Source organism: Marinomonas sp. BSi20584, assembly GCF_002792415.1.
GTDB classification, from domain to species: domain Bacteria; phylum Pseudomonadota; class Gammaproteobacteria; order Pseudomonadales; family Marinomonadaceae; genus Marinomonas; species Marinomonas polaris.
The window spans coordinates 193,409-215,323 of sequence record NZ_KZ454869.1; the positions used below are offsets into that span (position 1 = coordinate 193,409).

General features: G+C 41.7%; 15 protein-coding genes. 5 read left to right on the plus strand and 10 right to left on the minus strand.

Annotated elements, in window-relative coordinates; all coding sequences use genetic code 11:
- Positions 1-103 precede the first annotated feature (103 nt).
- The 5 genes from TY87_RS02580 to TY87_RS02600 form a co-directional block, all read right to left on the minus strand.
- Entirely contained in the window at positions 104-1,120 is a 1,017-nt protein-coding gene (locus tag TY87_RS02580) for a TRAP transporter substrate-binding protein (RefSeq protein ID WP_072841682.1), read from the minus strand.
- A 600-nt stretch (positions 1,121-1,720) separates the two neighbouring features.
- Positions 1,721-2,677, minus strand: a complete 957-nt coding sequence (locus TY87_RS02585; protein ID WP_072841686.1) for a LysR family transcriptional regulator — start codon at positions 2,675-2,677, stop codon at positions 1,721-1,723.
- A 214-nt stretch (positions 2,678-2,891) separates the two neighbouring features.
- On the minus strand, positions 2,892-3,641 hold the full coding sequence (locus tag TY87_RS02590; protein WP_100185880.1) for a CLCA_X family protein: 750 nt from the start codon (positions 3,639-3,641) through the stop codon (positions 2,892-2,894).
- Positions 3,642-3,686: 45 nt separating this feature from the next.
- Positions 3,687-4,151 (minus strand): hypothetical protein, encoded by a 465-nt coding sequence (locus tag TY87_RS02595; protein ID WP_100185881.1) that lies wholly within the window; start codon positions 4,149-4,151, stop codon positions 3,687-3,689.
- A 186-nt stretch (positions 4,152-4,337) separates the two neighbouring features.
- Positions 4,338-4,934: a DJ-1/PfpI family protein gene (locus TY87_RS02600; RefSeq protein WP_100185882.1), complete on the minus strand. Its 597-nt coding sequence runs from the start codon at positions 4,932-4,934 to the stop codon at positions 4,338-4,340.
- Positions 4,935-5,286: 352 nt separating this feature from the next.
- Here TY87_RS02600 and TY87_RS02605 point away from each other — a divergent pair, with 352 nt between their 5' ends.
- Positions 5,287-7,182: a PhoX family protein gene (locus tag TY87_RS02605; RefSeq protein ID WP_100185883.1), complete on the plus strand. Its 1,896-nt coding sequence runs from the start codon at positions 5,287-5,289 to the stop codon at positions 7,180-7,182.
- 104 nt (positions 7,183-7,286) lie between these two features.
- On the opposite strand, the gene TY87_RS02610 is transcribed toward TY87_RS02605, so the two are convergent.
- Together TY87_RS02610 and TY87_RS02615 are read right to left on the minus strand one after the other, a co-directional pair.
- Complete coding sequence (locus TY87_RS02610) at positions 7,287-7,925, minus strand: alanyl-tRNA editing protein (protein WP_100185884.1); 639 nt, start codon at positions 7,923-7,925, stop codon at positions 7,287-7,289.
- A gap of 59 nt (positions 7,926-7,984) precedes the next feature.
- A complete protein-coding gene (locus TY87_RS02615; protein ID WP_100185885.1) occupies positions 7,985-8,605 on the minus strand; it encodes a LysE family translocator in 621 nt (206 codons plus the stop codon).
- A 103-nt stretch (positions 8,606-8,708) separates the two neighbouring features.
- Between TY87_RS02615 and TY87_RS02620 the strand changes: the two genes are divergently transcribed.
- Together TY87_RS02620 and TY87_RS02625 are read left to right on the plus strand one after the other, a co-directional pair.
- Entirely contained in the window at positions 8,709-9,533 is an 825-nt protein-coding gene (locus TY87_RS02620; protein ID WP_100185886.1) for an AraC family transcriptional regulator, read from the plus strand.
- A gap of 199 nt (positions 9,534-9,732) precedes the next feature.
- Positions 9,733-11,631 (plus strand): HAMP domain-containing methyl-accepting chemotaxis protein, encoded by a 1,899-nt coding sequence (locus TY87_RS02625; RefSeq protein ID WP_100185887.1) that lies wholly within the window; start codon positions 9,733-9,735, stop codon positions 11,629-11,631.
- Positions 11,632-11,721: 90 nt separating this feature from the next.
- Here TY87_RS02625 and TY87_RS02630 read toward each other — a convergent pair whose 3' ends face one another.
- Positions 11,722-13,188 (minus strand): anion permease, encoded by a 1,467-nt coding sequence (locus TY87_RS02630; RefSeq protein WP_072841720.1) that lies wholly within the window; start codon positions 13,186-13,188, stop codon positions 11,722-11,724.
- Positions 13,189-13,382: 194 nt separating this feature from the next.
- Positions 13,383-14,354, minus strand: coding sequence for a 23S rRNA pseudouridine(955/2504/2580) synthase RluC (gene rluC / locus TY87_RS02635; protein WP_072841722.1), 972 nt, complete (start codon positions 14,352-14,354; stop codon positions 13,383-13,385).
- Between the two features lie 473 nt (positions 14,355-14,827).
- Here rluC and rne point away from each other — a divergent pair, with 473 nt between their 5' ends.
- Together rne and TY87_RS02645 are read left to right on the plus strand one after the other, a co-directional pair.
- A complete protein-coding gene (gene rne / locus TY87_RS02640) occupies positions 14,828-18,040 on the plus strand; it encodes a ribonuclease E (RefSeq protein ID WP_100185888.1) in 3,213 nt (1,070 codons plus the stop codon).
- Between the two features lie 126 nt (positions 18,041-18,166).
- A complete protein-coding gene (locus TY87_RS02645; protein WP_072841775.1) occupies positions 18,167-19,819 on the plus strand; it encodes a SulP family inorganic anion transporter in 1,653 nt (550 codons plus the stop codon).
- 128 nt (positions 19,820-19,947) lie between these two features.
- Here TY87_RS02645 and aceF read toward each other — a convergent pair whose 3' ends face one another.
- The gene (aceF, locus tag TY87_RS02650) at positions 19,948-21,867 is read right to left on the minus strand and encodes a dihydrolipoyllysine-residue acetyltransferase (RefSeq protein ID WP_100185889.1); all 1,920 of its coding nucleotides are present in this window, start codon (positions 21,865-21,867) and stop codon (positions 19,948-19,950) included.
- Positions 21,868-21,915: the final 48 nt, after the last annotated feature.

Consider the following 21,915-nt stretch of genomic DNA (forward strand, 5'->3'; position numbering starts at 1 on the left):
AATCGAGTCTCACTGCATCAAATACGATGCAGCAAGACCTTTAAATTTTTAGGTTTAAGTAAAATAACTATTACTTGAAATAACTATTTTATAAAAATAGTTATTATTGGCTGGCTTCAGCCTTAGAAACCGCGTCCATCAATTCATTAATTAGCTTATCACCCAATTTTTTTCGGTAAGTATCGTAGACAGGTTTTGTAGTTTCGCGAAATTCGCCTTTGACTTCATCACTTAAATAAACAACTTGCATGCCTTGTTTCTTAAGTTCTTCAATACCACTGTTTTCTTGCTCGGTATTCAGCTCTCGTTCAACAGTACTCCAGTTCTTAGCTTCCTCCTGAATGATTGTTTGATATTTAACAGGAAGGCGTTCAAAAAAGTTGTTATTTACAATGAAAGTGAAGGGGTTATAGACATGGCCATCTAGAGTAAGATATTTCTGGACTTCATAAAAGCGCATACTTTCGATGAGGGAAATCGGATTTTCCATACCATCAATCACACCTTGTTGAAGAGATGAATACAGCTCACTAAAGGCCATCGGAGTTGCAGTTGCACCAAAGGAGTCGACCATTGCAATGTGTGCTTGATTTTCCATCGTTCTGATTTTTAGCCCCGATAAATCTGCTGGTGTCTTAATAGGGCGAACATTGTTTACAAAATTCCGAAAACCATTTTCACCCCATGCTAATGCGCGGATCCCAGTTTTTTCTAACATACCATTTAATATTTTTTCTCCAAATTCACCATCCATGACCTTGTATGCCACTTCTCTGTTCTTAAACAGATATGGCAAATCAAAAACCATAGCATCAGGATAAATGTTAGGAATTGGCCCCGCCAATACCGCCATTTCAATAGAGCCAAACTGAACACCTTCAAGCTGTTCTCGTTCCCCGCCTAGTTGGCTAGCTGGATAAGTAGAAATAGAAATATGACCATCGGTTCTCTCCTCTACATTCTTTTTAAATATAGCCAAAGATTTTTCTAACCTATCGTTAGTCGCAGGAGAAGAATGCGATATTTTAATATTAAAATCTGCAGCAATAGCACTTGAAGAAAGTAGAAGACCAGCAAAAGTAACCGCACATAATTTATTTATTATATTTATTTTAGACATAAGAACCTCTTTTGTCTTATTGATAGAAATTAATTAATTCTTATAAAGGAAGCCCTATTAAATTGATCTATTTTAAAGCGCTAGCGGCCCATCAATACTATGGATAAAAAGATAAATGATGGGGCTTTTCTCCTTTAGCTAGCATTGTTGCACTATAGGATTATTTTTTATAATGAAGATTCATGATTCCAATATAACCAATAGTTATCACCTGATGGCATAGTGCTGTTAGGTTCAAGAGTCCATAAAAAAACCTCATCACGCCTTACAAAAGCAAGCATGACGTCCATTACTAAGCCGACTCAAGGTGACAAGTGATTCATCAAAATACTCACTAAAGGCACTACAAACAGAGGATGTTCAGGTGAAAGTAAACCAAAATACTTGTTGTATAACCAACTGATAGGTAATGACGCGAAAGGACGTCGACCTCGCTTTAATCTGCTAATCGACCAAAATTTGGGAAGAATGAACTCTCCCCTTAAGTATAAAGAAATGATTGAAGAATCTTTTGATCAAGATGGTAAACCGACTTCCATATCGGCCCTTTTGAATGCACTGCCTCTTCACCCAAATTTATTTTCGAAAATCAGGTAGGCTTTATCGATGCCATTCATTTTGATCGTAAACCAAACCTACATCATCATATAGCTTTGATATTAGGAGATGGGCGGTTGAAGTAAGATTCGAATCTTTACGCTTTACAATTCCAATTTTACTCATCAACGAGGTTATTTTTATATCTAACAAAGATATAAGGTTTTTACTGACAAAGAACTCAGCTACATCTAACGGAAGAACTGCTAAAAGATTAACATCGTACTGAAGAAGCATTATCGTCGAAAATGCCGATGATGACTCTACAGGGTGTTTAACAATATCAAGACCTAGCTTCTGCATCTCATACTCAATAGATTGACGCATAGGGGTATTTGACGTGTATAGCACCCAAGGATGATCCGCTAAGTCTTCCAAACTAACGGAATTATTTTGTAAAAGTGGGTGGGCTATGTTCGCAACGATAGCAAGTGGTTCCTCACTTAGAGCAATATTGTCGTATGGCAAAATATTTTGCCCTCTACTGACTCGACATACGGCAAAATCAATACGGCCTTGATCTATTTTATGCAGTAAATTCGCACTATTGTTCTCAAATATTTCGACGGTTAATTCCGGCTGGTCACATCGTAACTCATAAATAGCCCTAGTTAGTATTGGAACAGCACCCATGATGCATCCGACAGAGATATGCCCTCCCGAGCCCTCTGCAATACCAACAATTTCTTCTCTCATATGAGATAAATCATTAAAGATCACTCGGGCATATCTGGTCACACAGCTCCCCACTTCATTTGGCACCATGCCTTTTGCAGTACGCTCAAATAGCTTAAAACCGATGGATTTCTCAACCTCGTTAAGCAGCTTAGTCGCACCTGGTTGAGAAATTGAGATGGAAATTGCCGCTTTGTGTAAGGATCCATAATCTTCAATGGCAACAATCAGTTGCAAATGTTTAAAACGCAAACGAGATATTATTGATTTTAGCACTGGGACCATAACCGCACCTTTTATTATTCATAGAACCTATTTTGTGATACCAAGCCTACCAAGTTTTTAACATCTAAGTCCGTGATAATTTCCCCCTACCGCATGAGAAGTATTATTTAAAACACTGTGCTTATGGGTTATTTCTCATTTTCTAACTAATTAAGTTAGCTCGCAAATGAAAACCAATAAAGAATAATGGACAAAAAAAAAGCGGAAAATACTCTTACTTTAAGGCATGACCAAGCAGACTGAAATAATTATGAAAGGCTTTGTTGACTCGGTGCCGCTGTTCACCTTGAGGATAAAGGCCCATTTTAGCTTCTTCAGAATAGCGGCTCCCTTTTACTAAAAAGGTACTGGTAGGTTTTGTGTCTTCAACGAAGGCTTCGAAGGCTCTTGCTGACATCTCTTCTGGTTTGGCGTAATAGAGAATTTTTAGTTTTTGGTCTGCATTACGGGACGCTTTAAACAGGTCGCTGGGCTCTTCACCCTCTTCGCTTAACATAATAGCCTTGAAGCACTCGGCTAATAATAGGTTCAGTGGATGAGGCTCTTTATTGCGGGACAGTTGCATTTGGGAACTATTTAACCAGCTTACAGAAGCAAAATGAGATGGCGATACATGCTGAAACATCTTTTCGCCCATGTAATGGTCAAAAGCATGAAACCACTCGTGTGCGAGGCTGCCTGCGCCTGCATTTTTCGCTAGGGATAATTGTCGAGTTGCCGGAACGTAATGAGCCGCCACGCCGGGACGCCCACCCTTCCCATATTGAAGACCAAGAGTGCCTCGTAAAGATATCAGCAGTTCTGGCCCTTGTAATACAGACATTAGATCTTCTAGCGCTCGATAGAAATTAACCGCCGCGCGGTCCCTTTCTTCTGGCGTGACCCAACGTCCCATCTCAATGCCACGAAAATCAAATTGCCGACGTATCATGACAAAATTAACTGGGACTTGATAAGAAGACATTTCGATTCGCTAATTACCTATGTAAACTCAAAATAACACTAGGATTTAAACAATACCAAACTGCTGATTAAACTCAGCAATTTTCATACGTCGCATATCTTTTAGATCCTGCAACTGACTCTCCACCTTATTTTTTACAATCTCTATTGTATCTGAATCAGCAGTGGCAACAGCATTTTCTAATTCGCGTTCATACTGATCTAATAAAGTATCATAGTCATCTTGATACGCTTCCTCCACCAGCGCCAAAGCTACTTGATGCTGAAAGCTAGCCGCTTTTTCCGTATGCTTTTGAATGTATGCCAGTGAATTATCAAAATACAGCTGCTTCAAAGAATCCTTTGCTGTAACGGAATTCTTAGAGGAACTTCTTCTTTCATCCGATACGATTCTTGCAGAGGATATTTCCGCATCATAACCCATGCCAGTTTGTGCAAAGCTGACTGGCACAGTATTTAAAACGAGAATTGCGGTAAGAGACTGCAGCTTTTTTAGAAAAACTTTCTTCATAATGGTCATTCTCAATCAGTTATCAGGTAAAACTTGCTTCATAATTAACAGCGAGGTTAATTATGAAGCAAGTTTTGATTCTATTGAGGCTCAAAGATAAGAACAACACCCAAAGCACAGATGCACATTTTAACCTTATCTTTGTGCTTTTTAGATCAATTACCTGACACTAGTCTTTATAGCACACTATAAATATGGCGCTATATTATGCACAACACGATTCACATACTCTTCATTTTCACCAACTGGGGCAACATAGTCGATAGCGTTTTTCGCTTCTTCAATGCTGTCTAACCGAGTAATAACCCAAGCAGCAAGATAATGAGAAGCCAAGCAGCCACCAGCAGTAGCTACATTTCCTTTTGCAAAAAAAGCTTGATTAAGTACTTCAACGCCAGCCTCTTTTACCCATGGCAATGTTGTTATATCTGTACAAGCAGGAACATCATCCAATAATCCCAGTTTAGCTAAAACTAAAGCGCCAGAACATTGAGCCCCAATGACCTGACGACTTGGATCAAGTTGTATTTGCGCCATAATAGATGCATCAGCTACCACTTCTCTTGTTTTTATCCCACTCCCTATGATTACAGCATCAGCAGAAGATAAGCTTTCAAGGGAAGCCTGCCTTTCAATCACAACACCATTCATCGACTTAACTTGTTTAGTTGGGCTGGCAATAGATACCTTCCAGCCTTTATTTTTCACTCTATTCAAAATACCAAGCGCTATAAATGAGTCCAACTCATTAAAGCCATCGAAAGTTAAAATGGATATATTCATGATTTAATTTACTCCCACGTTTGATCATAAACATATCCTATTCCTTCATTTCATGATAATTAAATTCATGAGACGCATAAAACCAATGCCCTTGTTACGAATCCTCAATAGCAAGAAAGCTCGATTCAAAAGCCAAGCTGGGCATTTACTCTGAGTTTAACTAATTGAAATAAAAAGCATTCTCATTCATGAATTATTTTTTCTATTTGCAACCAAATAACTTAAACCTGTCACAGAAACTTCATCAAACCCTGATTTAATCCTTTTCAAGAACCATATCTCAGTGGTTCTCTCACTTTCTTTTTACACATGTAGTTCAGGTTGCGACCTGTAGGAATCAAGGAAAAAAACCATGACTAATTCTGTCGACTCAAATCGCCGTCGTATGCTCGGCTTTATGGCTGGAGCACCATTACTACCACTTGCAGGTGGTGTATTTAGCTCTACTGCTTTTGCTGGAATGACCGATGCCCCTCTTTCTTCTGTTAGCTTTGTTCCTATGGCCGCACCATCACTAAGCAACCCTGCAGCCATGTCAACCAATCTTATTAACTCAGCGATGCAATTGAAGTTCGAAGATGGCACAAGCCGCATGGTTAAACTGGATTACCAGCCATTCTTCATGACGGGCGACAAAGTTGCAGACGGTAATGGCAATACAGTAATTGCTGGTGGTTATTACGACATCAACAACAAGCCAATACTTGATCCAAGTGCCGGAAATCGCCAATTTTTCTCAGACTGTCCAGATGGCTCTAGCTTATTAACCGTTAAAGACGCGAAAGTCGCTGGTGTTTACGGTAATCACGTCTTTGCAGTCGTTCAATTTGAATATGCAACTCGCGATGGTGCTGGCGAAGACATGTACGGCAAGCTACCTTCTCCTATTGCTATTCTGACCTTAGACCAAAATCCAGAAACCGGTGAATTGAAACTGGTTAAATACCACAACGTTGATACATCGAATGTTGGAGGTTTATGGATTACTTGTGGTGCGAGTCTATCTCCTTGGGGCACTCATCTTTCCAGTGAAGAATACGAGCCAGACGCGTCTAAAACGGATGACAAACAATTCAAAGCGTATTCTAAAAACCTATTTGGTGATGAGAACAAAGGCAAACCTTATAACTATGGCCATCTGCCTGAAGTAACGGTCAACAAAGACGGAACGGGGTCTATCAAGAAACATTACTGTATGGGTCGTATTTCTCACGAGCTTGTACAAGTTATGCCTGATGAGCGCACTGTTATCATGGGTGATGATGCCACAAACAGCGGTTTGTTCATGTTCATTGCTGACAAAGCTCGCGACCTTTCTTCGGGTAAGCTTTATGTGGCTAAATGGACTCAAGTTTCTAGTAAAGGCCCAGGTGCAGGTGATATTTCTTGGATCAAATTAGGCGAAGCCAATAGTGATGAGATTCAACGTTTGGTAGATGCTGGTATTAAATCGACTGACATCATGGAAGTTCATACTAAAGACCCTAAAGACTCTAGCTTCACCAAAATTGGCTACGGCGGTAAAACCAACTGGGTGAAACTAAAACCTGGCATGGAAAAAGAAGCCGCTTTCCTAGAAACTCACCGTTACGCTGCATTAGTTGGCGGATCATTGGGATTCACAAAAATGGAAGGCACCACTGTCAACATTAAAGACAAAAAAGCCTATTCCGCTATGTCTTACATCTACAAAACCATGACAGATGGCAGCAACGACATTCATGTTGAAGGTCCTAAAGCGGGTGCGGTTTATGAGCATAAATTGACCGGCGGTCAGAAAGACCACAACGGCCAAGCAATCGACAGTGAATGGGTATCTGTTCATATGCATGCGCCTGCAAACCTAATTGGTGAAGACTTAGCGACGCCTGATGCACTTGGTAACACAGCTCACGCTGATCGCATTGCGAACCCAGACAACATCAAGTTCTCTGAAAAACTTCGCACTTTGTTCATTGGTGAAGACAGCGGCAACCACGTAAACAACTTCCTTTGGGCTTATAACGTAGACAGCGGCGAACTATCTCGCATCATGTCTTGTCCAGCTGGTGCAGAATCAACTGGCTTACACGCAGTAGATGAAATCAACGGCTGGACTTACATCATGAGTAACATCCAACACGCTGGTGATTGGGATGACAAACTACACGCGAAAGTAAAAGACACATTAGATCCATACATCCGCGCTAACTACAAAGACCGTTACGGTGCTGCTGTTGGTTATATCACAGGCATCCCTAAGGTATAAGAGTTCAAGTTTTAAGGACTAAGATTTAAAAGCTAATACCTTAAAGCTATAAAAACGAAAAGGGCAACCATCTGGCTGCCCTTTTCTTTATCTATTACCTGCACTCAAACCAAATAAATTTCTACTCGCTCTTTGCCTTTACCGACGTTCTTTCTTTTTAATTTGATACTTCCAAGTTCTATCGTGCTTTTAACATGCGTTCCACCACAAGGAACTTGCGCAAAACCATCAAGCTTCCAATATCGACGCTCTGCTTGCTCATCCGAAAAACCTTTTTCGATGGGCAAATCTGCATCAATTAACAACTGAGCTTGAGCTTGAATATCTGGCAGCATGGATGAAATACTTTCTGGCCATTCAAAATCGATCCGACTTTTAGTCTCTGAAATATGCGCGCCCATTTTCTCTAAATTTGGCAGTGCTTTGTAAAATAATTCCAAAACCACTTCCGCGGCGAAGTGCAAACGCATCAAACTATATCGACGAGGCCAATCAATTTTCACAAACACAGATTGACCAACGTAAAATTCAGGGTCTGTAGCAAGAGTATAAAGAATAGATTTACCTACTTTTTCCGCCTTAATGACTTCATAGCCACCAATACTTCCAGCATCACTTTCTTGGCCACCAGACTCAGCATAAAAAATGCTTTCTGCGAGCTGAATCTGATTGCCATCAATATGAGTAATAGTTGTCGTCAATTCAGTCTGATAAGGATCGATCCAAAATTGCTTTACCGTCACAGTATTACTCCTTACTTAATTGATGCATTCATCTACCTATTCATCATAATAAACACACGTTAAGACAACAACAAAACAGCGATTGAAAAACAGACAAACATCGACCCTGTAATGGCATCTACCCACATCATATGTCGTACAAAGAAATCAGACACATAACCACACAACGTACTGTAGGTTAAATGCACAAGAAAAGTACAAAGCAACAAAATTAGAGTAAGGCTAACAGTCTGTGAAATCACGCTGCTTTCTTGATGAATAAAAGCAGGAAGCAGAGCGGTGAAAACAACTAAGGTTTTCGGGTTAAAAATAGACAGAATAACCCCCGTTACGAATGTCATTTTCTTCCCGGGCTTTTGTGACTTCACCTCTTCTTGTTTACTGTTAAATAAAGGCCATAAGATACGAATTCCCAAATAGCCGATATACAAACCGCCAACATACTTGATTACAGCAAAAGCCAACGTCGAGTGCAAAACTAACTCGCTTAGACCCGTTACAGTTGCCACCGCAACAACCCCCAAACCAAATACAATGCCTAACATTAAAGGCAGTGTTCGCCTTACCCCAAAGTACAAAGCAGAATTCAATACAGCAAGCGTACCTGGACCTGGCGTCCCTGCCGCAACCAAACAAATTGCTATGTAATACAAAACAGTAGCGCCACCAAGATCAAACATAAATCCTCCTATATAAAGCAAGAATCTATTATCTATATAGAGATATTTGCTTATAGGATAAAATTGCGTTTTTATAACATCTCAACAACCCAAAGGACATTTTATGGAAACGGAAATCGGTTCACATTTCTTTAATCTGGATTGTTACGATGGGATTGAATGTGTTCGAGCAAACTTCAAAAATCAGCACTTCTCAAAACATATACACGAAGGTTACGCTATTGGCGTCATTGAACATGGGGCACAAAGTTTTTTCAGCCAAGGAGAAAACCACACTTCTGGTGCGGGTAGTTTAGTTATTGTGAATGCAGATACCGCCCATACTGGTGGACCCGCCTCAGAAAATGGCTGGGGGTATCGAGCCATGTACCCAACCCCAGAGCTTTTTGATGATCTTTTGAGTGACTTTACATTCAAATCGAAAAACGCACCCTATTTCCATCGTCCGATTATTGACGACGAAAAGCTTATAAAACAATTTAACCTAATATTCAGCTCTCTCGCTGATAAACCATCAAAGCTAACCTTAGAAACAACGGTTTATAGTTTTTTTGTACAATTATCTATCAATAGCAAAATCAACAGTTCAGTCATTCCTACGAAAAAGGCAAATAAATCATTACTAATTGCGAAAGAATACATTCATGCTTATGCCAGTCAGGAAATTAGCCTAGAAAACTTATCAAGAATCGTTGGTATGAGTAAATATCATCTCATTCGCCAATTCCAAGCATCATTTGGCCTCACTCCTCACCAATATCAGATTCAATCTCGGCTACAAAAGGCAAAAACTTTACTCAAAAATGGTGATCAACCAAGTAACGTCGCCTCAGAATGCGGCTTCTTCGATCAAAGTCATATGAACAATCATTTTAAAAAAGCACTAGGAACGACACCCTACCACTACCAAAAACGAATTAATACATAAACGATACACATCAAAGTACTGCATTACAATCATAACCAAAACCTTGAAACATCTTATTTTATGCACGTTTTTACTGTTTATTGAGACTAGGCATACCCGTTATGATAACCACCAAGAAAACGGTTACATGAATAATAAGGATAATATTTAACCGCTCTATACCCCTTCTACCCCAAAGAATAGCTAAGGAAGCATTCTCATGAAAAAATTTCTCGAAGACAGGCAAATAGGCACTAAACTTGGTTTAGGCTTTGGGTCTGTGTTATTACTTGCTCTTATTGTTGGAATAGTCGGTATTTCAGGTGTAAACACTCTACTAAGTAGAGCGGATAAGGTTCGTTTATCGAACGATTTAGACGATACGGTTGTTGAAATGCAAAGAGCCAGAGAACTTTATGTAACGTCAGGCTCAGCAAAGGACAAAGATGAGTTACTTCGCCGTACAGAAGTGCTCGCTGACTTTTTAAAGGAAGGTAAAAATTTATACAACGGTTCAGATGTTAGAGAACTAGTAAAACTAACAGAGCAAAATCTCTTAGAGTATAAAAAAGCACTAACCAATCTTACTGATGCCCGAAAAAACTGGGAAGCAATTGACGATAATGCGACTAAGCTACGCCGCAATATATTTAATCAATATGATCAAACGATTCAACAGCTTCGCCAGCAAAATGATATAGAGAACATGAACACTGCATTGGATGTTGCAAACAGCTGGTATGCACTGACATCTGAGATAAATGACCATGTCATCAAAAAAGAAAATATACCTATTGAGCTTGTCACCACAAGGTTCCAAGCCATTATTAACCAAACAAAAAGCCTACAGCTATCAAACGATCTTCAGGACAAAAAGCAAACAATACTGTCTCTTTTAAACGGATACGAAAAACTTGGAAAAAGCAACCCAACCGTTAATGCTGAACTTATAAGAGCGCAAAAAAATCTGATGGCTTTGTCAGCAGATATGAACGATAAAATTGATTCAATAACACTACTTCAAGAACAAAAAAGTAAAGAGGATGGCGATCGAGTTTCAACACTCCTAATCACAGTAACCGCCATCGCTATTCTAATGGGTATTTTCTTTGCTATGCTGATCCGTCATATGATTATAAAACCAATGAATGAGGTTATGACTGCGGTTGAGAAAATCTCTGAAGGTGACTTAACTCAGATATTAAACACTGACCGCAAAGACGAATTAGGTCAACTTTATAACAACATTGGAGTCATGAGCCGGACTCTAAACAAGCTCATTTCTGAAGTGATTACTGGTGTCCTAAACCTGAGCTCAACCAGTGAGCAATTAGAAGCGATTTCAAAGCAAGGCCAAACCATGATGCAGTCTCAAAAAGACGAGACGGATCAAGTTGCCACAGCGATAAATGAAATGTCATCAACGGTATCTGAAGTTGCTCGTAATGCAGAAACTGCGGCAGAAGCAACAACTAAAACCGACAACATAGTAAACCAAGGCAATTTGAAGGTATCAGACACAGCGAAATCAATCGAATCGTTAGCTAGCGACTTGACTGTAACTAGTAAAGCAATGGAGCAACTTAAAATACGTACTGATAACGTTGGAAACGTATTAGAAGTTATTAAAGCGGTTGCTGAACAAACTAACTTACTTGCTCTTAACGCAGCAATTGAAGCAGCGCGAGCTGGTGAAGCCGGACGAGGCTTTGCGGTTGTGGCTGACGAAGTGCGTGGTCTAGCCAGCAGAACCCAAAGTTCAGCTAAAGAGATTGAGGACTTAATTGTCGAACTGCAAAATGGCGCCCAGGAGTCTCTGGATAAAATGCTTAAAAGCCGCGATTTGTCTACTAAAAATGCCGAACAAGCGAAAGAGGTCTTGGCTCTTTTTGCAAACATAAGCGAACAAGTTGGCTATGTCCAAGATATGAACAATCAAATAGCTACCGCAGCGGAAGAGCAATCTCAAGTGTCTGATGAGATCAATCGCAGTGTTGAAAATGTCCGTCAGTTAGCAGATCGAACCACTGAAGGCTCTATCGAATCTGTTGCTGCCGTTAGCAACTTGAGAGCATTAAGTCATCAACTTAAATCACTAACAGATCGCTTTAAAATCTAATCACCATCCAGTCAATTCTGGAGGAAAAACGATCACCAACAGTCACCTAATTCATTCCGAATAGGTGACTGTTTTTATTTGAAGCTTTCATTACCAGTAACCCAATACCTTCCACCATAAGCCGCCGACAACACCCCATACGGCTAAATTCACGACACTCATAATAAAGCCCATGATCCACCAATCTTCCATCGAGACATAACCAGACCCAAAGATAATCGGCGATGTGCCTGTCGCGTAATGAGTCAATGACATCATCAAGGAAGACGCGCCAGCCAGTAACAGACCAAGATACAAAGGTGGTGCACCTAACGCCAAACCTGCGGCATAAAAAGCCGCAAACATGGCGGTAATATGCGCGGTCGTACTTGCAAAGAAATAATGCACATAAAAATAAATTGCGACTAAGATGACGACAGAAATAGCCCAATCAAATCCGAAGTGTTCAATATTACTTTCAACAACAGTCGAAAACCATTGCACCAAACCAAGCTTATTCAAAAAAGTGGCCATCATCACCAAGGCGGAGAACCATACAACCGTATCCCAAGCGGATTTTTCTTTGAGCACGTCATCCCAGCTCAAAACACCTGTTACTAATAAAACAGACAAGCCTAAAAATGCTACCGCCGTTGTATTCACCGCATAGTCTGCACCGAACAACATCGCAGGAATACCAGCCCAAAGAATAAGTAAAAGAGCAAACACCGCCACCATGACTTTTTCTCCATAAGACATAGGCCCCATTTCGGCGAGTCGAGATTTTGCGTAAGTTTTTGCATCTGGTGTACTTTTAATCTCGGGAGGATAAATGGCATAAACAACCAAAGGCACAAGTGCAATACACACCAAGCCTGGCAAAAGTGCCGCTAGCGCCCATGTTCCCCAAGTAATGCTAATATTAGCGCCAGTGGCGTCAGAGATTAATTTAACAATTAGGGGATTGGGTGCGGTTGCTGTAATGAACATAGCCGAGGTAATGGGGTTAATATGGTAATTAACCAAAGCAAGATAATGACCAATCTTACGAGAGGTTCCCTCCTCTGGCGAAGAGCCAAAACTAGTAGCAATGGATTTCATAATTGGATGAATTATACCACCACCCCGTGCGGTATTACTCGGTGTTACCGGTGCGATAACCAATTCTGAAATAGCCAAAGCGTAGCCAATACCAATGGTCTTTTTACCAAACAAAGAAATAAAGTAGTAACCAATACGGTTTCCAAGCCCTGTTTTTGCTAAGCCTCGTGAAATAACAATCGCTATACCGATCAACCAAATTAGAGAATTCGAAAAGCCACTCAATGCGTCTTTAATCGCGCCAGCAGGCGTATCACTAGTAACACCAGTTAGCGCCACTAGAGTAATCGCCAAAATCGCGAGAGCCCCAATTGGCATCGCCTTCCCTATAATGGCAACCACAGTACCAACAAATAAAGCTAGCAAATGCCAAGCATTAGCAGATACACCATCGGGCACAGGCGCAATAAACCAGATTAACAGCGTGATAAAAACAGAAATGAGTCCCGGAATGATCCGAATATCTGGGGTTTTCATGAAAAATCCTTTCATCTTAGAAAAAAGTTTCCCTATTGAAGACAAGGGAATCATTCCTCTATGTTAAAGCATTCAGTACTAAAAAAAGGTGATACACATCACAGAAGCAAGATTCACTAACAGTAAGGTAAAAAAAAGACCTGCATCAGCAAGTCTTTTTTAGATTAATAATTGAAATCAATAATGAAAAAAGATTAGGAAAAAATTCCTGTTAAGTTTTCATTCATCAAGGTTTGCCATTCTTTATCGAGTGGGGCTTCAAACAACATACGTTCGCCGTTCAACATTATATCCAGGCGAGTCGCATGCAAACACAAGCGTTTAAAACCAAGGGCCTTTGTTTCTTTTAAAGACTCCGCTGGAGAATATTTTTCATCGCCAACAATCGGATAGCCAGCATATTGAGTATGAACCCGAATTTGGTGTGTGCGCCCTGTTACCGGCTCACACTCAACCAAACTATAGCCTTCAAACTGTCGAACTAACTTAAACCGAGTCAAACTCTCTTTTCCGTCAGTGTGTACTCTTACAACGCGCTCGCCAGATTGCAGTTCATTTTTTAATAAAGGGGCGTTAACTTGCAATTTTCTTTTAGGCCAGCTGCCATAAACCAATGCAAGGTAAGTTTTTTGTACGCCTTCTTTTTCGCGTAATGCTGTATGTAATTCTTTGAGGACTGCGCGCTTCTTAGCGACCATGATCAGACCAGAAGTATCACGATCAAGTCGATGAACAAGCTCAATAAACTTCTCTAGCGGTCGCATTTGGCGAATAACTTCAACCAGACCGAAACTCAAACCACTGCCACCATGAACGGCTAAGCCGGAAGGTTTATTAATGACGATCAACCCCTTGTCCTCGTAGACAATACGTGATTCTATCTCGCTTTTAAGGCGATCTGACAAGACAGGCTTGTCGGATTCTGGCGCAATAACAATTGGCGCAATACGTACAACATCTTCATTTTGAAGGCGATAGTCAGGCTTGGTCCGCTTCTTATTGACGCGTATTTCCCCTTTCCTAAGTAAGTTGTAAATCTTGCCTTTCGGAACACCCTTTAAAAAGGTAACCAAAAAATTATCGATTCGCTGACCCGTATTATTGTCGTCAATCGTGACGTAACGAACCGCGGGACGCTCTGCTGATTTTAGTTCTGAGTCCGACATAAGCTAAGATTGGTTTCCTTTATAATTGAAGCACTTAGTTTTTACTGTTATATTCACATTCGCAAAGGGTAAGAGGCAACAAAACACCTCGAAGATAAGATGCAAGAATTGAATGACAATTGCCGAAGCGACACTTTGGCCCCCTATCTTACCTCTGTAACAGTTAATCTTAAATAATAAACCGCATGATTCGGAAAAATCCGCTTCAGTGGAAGGAACTCTCATTAAAATTGCTAGGCCGCGCGTTCGCGTTGTTTCGTAAAAGCAAAGAAACGAGACCGGTTAAAGAGACTATTTAGTATTGATCACGGCAGCGACCGCATAAAAGCGTTTAAAATAAAATAAACGAATCGCGTACTCCTCTCGCCAGAGAACACTGAATGACTTGCTCTAATTCTGAGTCAGATTTATTAATGGTTACCCTATCACTGTTGTGACTCTTTCGTAATCAGCTAACAGAGTTCACACATATAATGATTAGAATGCTTATTAATGCAACTCAACAAGAAGAGTTGCGCGTCGCCCTAGTAGACGGACAACGTCTATATGATCTAGACATCGAATCCGGTTCACGCGAACAGAAGAAGTCGAATATATATAAAGGCCGCATCACTCGCATTGAGCCGAGTCTAGAAGCTGCTTTTGTTGACTTCGGCGCAGATCGCCACGGGTTCCTACCTTTAAAAGAAATCTCCAAGACCTACTTTTCCAAAAAATCGAACCATGAAGGCCGAATTAACATCAAAGATGTGTTAAGCGAAGGTCAAGAAGTGATTGTTCAAGTGGATAAAGAAGAACGCGGCAATAAAGGTGCTGCTTTAACCACTTTCGTTAGCTTAGCAGGTCGTTATTTGGTTTTGATGCCAAATAATCCTCGCGCTGGTGGCATATCTCGTCGTATCGACGGCGATGACAGATCACACCTTAAAGAAGCTATGTCAGGTTTGAACACGCCAGAAAATGGTGGCCTTATTGTTCGTACTGCTGGCGTTGGTCGCTCAACTGAAGAATTGCAGTGGGATTTGGATTACCTTGATACTCTATGGTCTTCCATTACTAAAGCCGCATCTGAAAAACCTGCTCCTTTCTTAATCTATCAAGAAAGCAACATCGTTATCCGCGCCATTCGCGATTACTTACGTGAAGACATTGGCGAAGTACTGATTGATGAGAAAAGCGCCTACCAAGACGCGATCAACTTCGTCATGCAAGTAATGCCGCACTTTAAGTCGCGCATTAAAATGTATACCGACTCAACTCCTCTGTTTAACCGTTTCCAGATCGAAACTCAGATCGAAACGGCTTTCCAGCGTGAAGTCCGCCTGCCTTCTGGTGGCTCTATTGTTATCGATCCGACAGAAGCCTTAGTTTCTATCGATATTAACTCGGCTCGCGCCACAAAAGGCGGAGACATAGAAGAAACAGCATTACAAACCAACTTAGAAGCCGCAGACGAAATTGCTCGCCAATTACGCCTTCGCGACATTGGCGGCTTGGTTGTTATCGACTTCATCGATATGACACCAGTACGCAACCAGAAAGAAGTTGAAACCCGCATGAAGAACGCTCTAGAGGCGGATCGTGCTCGCGTTCAACTTGGTCGCATTTCTCGCTTCGGTTTGCTGGAAATGTCACGTCAGCGCCTACGCCCTTCACTTGGTGAAACAAGTGGTATCGTTTGTCCTCGCTGTAATGGCCAAGGATTCATCCGTGACGTGGAATCTCTAGCGCTTTCTGTACTTCGCCTAATCGAAGAAGAATGCTCTAAAGAGCGCACAGCTCAAATTCGTGCCGTTTTACCAGTATCTGTTGCAACTTTCTTATTAAACGAGAAACGCACTAACATTGCTAAAATTGAAAAACGTAACAATGTTCATATTATTCTTGTACCAAATCCTCATATGGAAACGCCACACTTTGAAGTAGAGCGTATTCGTGATGACAGTACAGTTGTTATGCAAAATGAGAACAGCTACACATTGGTAGAGACACCAGAGCAGCCGCCATATGAGCCTCGCAAAGCAAATGAAAACGTTCGCCCACAAGCGGCCGTAACCAGCATTGCACCTAAAGCACCAGCTCCTGAGCACACGGCACCAGCACAAGCAGCAGCCGTCGCGCCAAAGGCAATCAAAAATGCGCAAAACAAGCCAAGTTTGTTTAAACGCTTCATGACGGCATTGTTTGGCGAAACTCAAAGCAAGCCAAAACAAAAAACCGTTAGCAAAACGCCTCCTGTAGCGCCTTCACAAAATGATCGTGATACGTCAAGCAAGCCTAACGGCAATCGTGTAAACCGAAACAAACGCAATGTTAAGCATCAAAATGCGGACCGTGATGACAACAATACAGCTGAAAAAAATCGCTCTACTCGTCAATCTCGCCGAGAGCAAGCCGAAGCTAGCACCAAGGGAAGTAATAACAACCGTCGCAACAACCGTGGCAATAAACAAGAAACTCAAGAACCAAGAGTTGAGAAGCAAGAAGCTGCTGTAAAAGCAACTCCGCGCCAACCACAGAAAGAAGTTCCTGAAGTTAAAGAACGCAAACGCGATCGCAATGATAACCGTCGTCGCAACGGCAAACTAAAAGACGAAGCACTAGAAGCTACTAAACAACAAGAGCAAGAAGATGCCGCTCTGGTAGAAGCTGCTCAAAATGCTGAAGTGGAAAACAACGAAAACGGTGATGAGCCTCAACGCCGCTCACGTCGTTCACGTCGTTCACGTCGCCCGCAAAAAGAAGAAAACAACGTACAGCAAGAAAATGTTGAATCTGAAAACGATGAAGCACAATCTACTGAAGTTACTGTGGCGCAAACAGAAGAAGCATCAATCACTTCAGACGTTAAGCATGCAAAAACTGAAGTCGAAGCAAAATCAGCAGACACAACATCAGAATCCTCTACAAAAGATGAGCCTGAAGCTGTTGAAGCTGTTGAAGCTGTTGAAGCTGTTGAAGCTGTTGAAGCTGTTGAAGCTGTTGAAGCTGAGAAAGTAGAATCTACTGATGCCGAGCAAGCAACAGAAGAAACTAAAGAAAAATCTCCTGAAGCTAAACCTGCAAAACCTAAGATGTCAGTAAAAGCTCAAATGCGTAAAATTGAGCAAGAGACACCGGAAGTTGAAACAATTACAACAGAAGAAACCAAAGCAAAACAAGCTGAAGCGGAACCAAAAACAGCAACTTCTACAGCAGAGATTCAAGTAGCAACCTCGACTGAAGAACTAGTGGAAGAAGCAAGTGTAACGGAAGAGATAAAAACCGAAGCACCAGAAAAACCAGCAACAGTAGAAGCCGAGACTGCAGCAATAGAGCTTACACAAGAAGCTACTGAAGTTACGACTGATCCAGTCACCTCAGAAACTGCAGCCGTGAATTCCTCCGAAACCAAAGAAGTGGAAGAAGAGAAAGTACAAAACACTGCAGGTAGCTCAACTCGAACTCCTCGCCGTGGACGTGGCAAACCAGCCACTAAGCAAGCAAACATAGAAGCCAAAGCACCGGTAGAATTACCAGCCGCTATTTTGGCTCAGCAAGAGAAGCTTCGTTTAGAGCAAGAAGAAAAACGCAATGCTGCGACTTCACGTCGACGTGCATCAGCAGGTCGTGTGAAAAACGACCCTAGGATTGCTCGAGAAGAAGAAAAAGGCTCTGAATCAATTTCAGAAGCCAATGTAGAATAAAACCTACAGCTTCTCTCTAGGAAATGACAAAGAGCCCGCATTATGCGGGCTCTTTTGCAAAAAGAGCACTATGGATTATTTCAACGGATTGATTTGAACATAAATAACGGACAGGTAAAAAAAACAATGATCATTGATTTTTCTCGCTTTAAAGATTGGACTCTTGTGGGCGATTTATTCGGCGGCGCAACCACCGCTATTGTATCGCTACCTCTCGCATTAGCGTTTGGCGTTGCCTCAGGAGCCGGTGCAGAAGCAGGACTCTGGGGCGCTATACTCGTCGGCCTATTTGCTGCGATTTTTGGTGGGTCTACCAGCCTAATCTCAGAGCCAACTGGACCAATGACCGTCATCATGACTGCGGTATTGACCAGTATGATGGCTAGCAGTCCAGAAGGCGGTGTAGCGATGGCTTTTACCGTAGTTATGATCGCCGGCTTATTCCAAATCACATTAGGTTATCTGAAGTTAGGTAAATACATAACACTCATGCCATATAGCGTAATCTCAGGATTCATGTCTGGCATCGGCATTATCTTAATCATCTTACAAATTGCCCCTTTCTTAGGACACGCATCGCCATCTGGCGGCGTAATGGGAACCTTGACTGCATTACCAACCCTTATTGTTAACTTGAAGTTTTCCGAATTATTTCTAGGCCTATTAACATTAGGCGTATTATTTTATCTTCCTAAGCACTGGCGTCGCTACATCCCTCCCCAACTTGTCGCTTTAGTCGCAATAACTCTTGTTTCTGTTGTGCTATTTAGTGACTCGGATGTACGTCGTATCGGTGTTATTCCATCTGGCTTACCATCTATCCACTGGCCTCATTTTGAACGTTCAGTATTTATTGAAATGATCATCAATGGATTGGTGCTTGGCACTTTAGGTTGTATTGATACTCTGTTAACAGCCGTCATTGCTGATAGCCTAACCCGCAAAGAGCACGATTCGAATCGAGAGCTTATCGGTCAAGGCACAGCCAACTTCTTCTCGGGCCTGCTTGGCGGCCTTCCTGGCGCTGGTGCCACTATGGGAACCGTGGTGAACATACAGTCCGGTGGCAAATCACCACTTGCAGGCATCACAAGAGCTTTAATTCTTTTACTGGTTGTACTTGGAGCATCAGAGCTAATCAGCCCGATCCCAATGGCCGTGCTTGCTGGCATAGCCTTATATGTAGGGATTAATATTCTCGATTGGAGCTTCTTGAAGCGCGCACACAAAGTTGCCCTCTCGCCAACCATAATCATGTATGGCGTAATGGCACTAACCGTGTTTGTTGACCTTATGGTCGCGGTAGGAATCGGCGTCTTTATAGCCAACATAATGACAATAGAAAAACTCAGCCGACTACAATCAGGAAATGTAAAAGCAATCAGTGATGCTGATGATGACATCCCACTATCTGAGGAAGAAAAATCATTACTAGATCAAGCAGACGGAAAAGTATTACTTTTCTATTTGTCCGGACCAATGATTTTTGGCGCAAGTAAGGCCATCGCAAAACACCACAATCGGATACATAACTATAAGGCTGTAGTATTAGATCTGAGCGCAGTCCCTATGATGGACCTAACTATTGGTCTTGCATTGGAAAACGCCATCAAAGACGCTATAGAAGCAGATTGTGCCGTTTATATATTTAGTCCCAACGGACAAACCACAGAACGACTTGAAAAATTGGGCGTATTAAACCGATTGCCACACAATGCGTTCTGCGACTCACGAAAATCTGCCTTGATGCAGGCTGTTAACAACCTACCCAGTACATAAGAAAATTACTTAGTGAACCAAAAATACTAAACCGAAAAAAAAACACTAAAATCAAAAAGTTATAGACCAAAAAAAAGCCGCTTTGTAAGCGGCTTTTTATTTATTTAGCTATTCACCAAAGTGACCCATTAAAGAGACAAGCGACGCACATCACTTAGCAATGAGTTCAAGAAGGTCATGAAACGACCAGCATCACCACCATTCACAGCTCTGTGGTCATAAGACAAGCACAATGGCAACATTGTACGAGGCTCAAATTCTTTACCATTCCAACGTGGCTCGATGTCTGCTTTAGAAACACCAAGAATACCTACTTCAGGACAGTTAACGATAGGAGTAAATCCAGTACCGCCAATTGCACCCAAACTAGAAATAGTAAAACAACCACCTTGCATATCGGCAGGTTTAAGTTGCTTATCAAGCGCTTTCTTAATCAGTTCGCTCGCTTCTTTTGCTATTTGAATCACTGACTTCTTATCTGCATCACGCAAAACAGGAACAACCAAACCAGCAGGAGAGTCCACAGCAATACCAATGTGTACATAATGCTTCTGAACGTAGCTTTCACCATCGGCCATTAGCGACACATTGAAACTAGGATTTGCAACCATAGCTTGTGCAACAGCTTTAATCAGGAATGGAAGTGGCGTCAATTTAACACCTTGCTTCTCCATTTCGCCTTTCAATCCTTTGCGGAAGTCTTCAAGGTCAGAGATATCAGCCTTATCAAACTGAGTAACTTGAGGCACAACAAGCGCGTTGCGAACCATGTTTTGAGCAGTTAGACGCTGAATCTTACTCATCTTAACAACTTCGATATCGCCAAACTTGCTAAAGTCTTGATCAGGCACAGTCGGTAAACCGGAACCTGTTGCAACACCCGCTGGAGCTGATGCAGCCTTTTGTACAGCCGCTTTCACATAGGCATGTAAATCTTCTTTCGTAATACGACCACGAGGGCCAGTAGGACGAACAAGAGATAGATCAACACCTAGCTCACGAGCAAGCATACGCACCGCTGGACCTGCGTGAACTTTCTTAGAAGGTTCAGACAATACAGCAGATTGATCCGCCGCAGGAGCTGCTTTTGCAGTACTAGCTTTAGGCGCTTCAGCAGAAGCAGGAGCCGCTTTTTCAGCAACCGGCGCAGACGCCGCAACTTCAGAACCACCTTCCACTTCAAGCTCAAGAACAAGATGACCTTCAGAAACCTTATCACCAACTTTAATAGAAACAGATTTAACTGTTCCTGATTTCGGCGCAGGGATTTCCATGGAAGCTTTATCAGTTTCAAGAACGATAATAGAATCGCCCTCTTTAACCTTATCACCAGCCGCTACAGCAACTTCGATAACTTCTACACCTTCCGCACCACCAATATCAGGAACCTTAACAGTCTCAACACCACCAGATACAGGCGCTGCAGCCGCAGGCGCTGAAGATTTTGGTGCTTCCGCTTTTTCTTCTGAAGCTGCAGGCGTAGATGATTCAGTTATTAACATAAGGATGTCAGCACCCTCAGAAACAGTATCACCTACTTTGATCGAAATTTTACCGATCTTGCCTGTAAACGGCGAAGGTATATCCATAGATGCTTTATCAGTTTCCAAAACGATCAAAGAGTCACCCTCTTCAACCATATCACCTTCAGCAACACAGACTTCAATAACTTCTACGTCAGTCGCACCACCAATATCAGGCACAGAAACTTTTTCTTCACTAGAAGATGATGAAGCTGGAGCAGTCTTCTCGGCAGATTTTGCTGGCGCAGAAGCTTCTACTGGCGTTTCAGGAGCGGATTTTTCTGCACCTTCAACCTCAATAACAAGAAGCTCATCACCTTCAGAAACTTTATCGCCTTCTTTCACAGAAATGCTTTTTACTTTACCAGCCATGGAAGATGGAACATCCATGGAAGCCTTATCTGTTTCTAAAACAATAATAGATTGGTCCACTTCAATAATGTCACCAACCTTAATACTGATCTCGATAATTTCGACATCAGTCGCACCACCAATATCCGGTACTCGAATGATTTCAGTACTCACAGAAATCTCCTTTGTCTTATAGACGCATCAAACTTAAAAACTTATCTA

Coding starts and splice junctions, on each gene's coding strand:
- TY87_RS02580 (WP_072841682.1), bottom strand. CDS start 1,120: ATGTCTAAAATAAATATAATAAATAAATTATGTGCGGTTACTTTTGCT.
- TY87_RS02585 (WP_072841686.1), bottom strand. CDS start 2,677: ATGGTCCCAGTGCTAAAATCAATAATATCTCGTTTGCGTTTTAAACAT.
- TY87_RS02590 (WP_100185880.1), bottom strand. CDS start 3,641: ATGTCTTCTTATCAAGTCCCAGTTAATTTTGTCATGATACGTCGGCAA.
- TY87_RS02595 (WP_100185881.1), bottom strand. CDS start 4,151: ATGAAGAAAGTTTTTCTAAAAAAGCTGCAGTCTCTTACCGCAATTCTC.
- TY87_RS02600 (WP_100185882.1), bottom strand. CDS start 4,934: ATGAATATATCCATTTTAACTTTCGATGGCTTTAATGAGTTGGACTCA.
- TY87_RS02605 (WP_100185883.1), top strand. CDS start 5,287: ATGACTAATTCTGTCGACTCAAATCGCCGTCGTATGCTCGGCTTTATG.
- TY87_RS02615 (WP_100185885.1), bottom strand. CDS start 8,605: ATGTTTGATCTTGGTGGCGCTACTGTTTTGTATTACATAGCAATTTGT.
- TY87_RS02620 (WP_100185886.1), top strand. CDS start 8,709: ATGGAAACGGAAATCGGTTCACATTTCTTTAATCTGGATTGTTACGAT.
- TY87_RS02625 (WP_100185887.1), top strand. CDS start 9,733: ATGAAAAAATTTCTCGAAGACAGGCAAATAGGCACTAAACTTGGTTTA.
- TY87_RS02630 (WP_072841720.1), bottom strand. CDS start 13,188: ATGAAAACCCCAGATATTCGGATCATTCCGGGACTCATTTCTGTTTTT.
- rluC (WP_072841722.1), bottom strand. CDS start 14,354: ATGTCGGACTCAGAACTAAAATCAGCAGAGCGTCCCGCGGTTCGTTAC.
- rne (WP_100185888.1), top strand. CDS start 14,828: ATGATTAGAATGCTTATTAATGCAACTCAACAAGAAGAGTTGCGCGTC.
- TY87_RS02645 (WP_072841775.1), top strand. CDS start 18,167: ATGATCATTGATTTTTCTCGCTTTAAAGATTGGACTCTTGTGGGCGAT.